This is a genomic window from Micromonospora sp. MW-13 (assembly GCF_003434305.1).
Classification (GTDB): Bacteria; Actinomycetota; Actinomycetes; order Mycobacteriales; family Micromonosporaceae; genus Micromonospora.
Map to the genome: position 1 here is coordinate 1 of NZ_QKKX01000123.1, position 444 is coordinate 444.

General features: G+C 70.9%; 1 pseudogene. It reads right to left on the minus strand.

The features are described from left to right. Positions 1-222: 222 nt before the first annotated feature. Positions 223-444, minus strand: a pseudogene (locus C5N14_RS31510) (XRE family transcriptional regulator); the annotation flags it as partial.

Sequence of the window (444 nt, forward strand, 5' to 3'; positions counted from 1 at the left end):
GGGGTGGCCAACGGATAGTAAGGAGTCGTTAGACTCGCCGCTGCCCCTGCTTGCCTCCGACGGGTCAACTTCGACCGAACGGCTGACCTGGATCAGCACGAGCTCTGCCAGGGTCCGGGACGACCGTGCCCCGCCGACCGCGGCCGACCCGGGTGACGCTGACGGCGGCGAACTCGTCGGCGACGTGTCTGTTCGTTGGTGATCGGTGGTCAAGGTTCATCCTCAGCCCACCCCGAGGTTGGCGGCGAGCTGAATGAGCGTCGTGGGAGCGGCGGGGTCGCGGGCGACCTGGGCGAGTACGTCCCGGCCTGCCGGTCGGTGGCGGATCTCGGCCGGTGCGATCCGGTCGGCCTCCATCAGGACCCGGCCGGCGCCATCGGCCTGGTCAGCCTCGGCGGCCGGCAACACCCCATCGGCTACCACCTCGCCGGCCGACGCGTCACC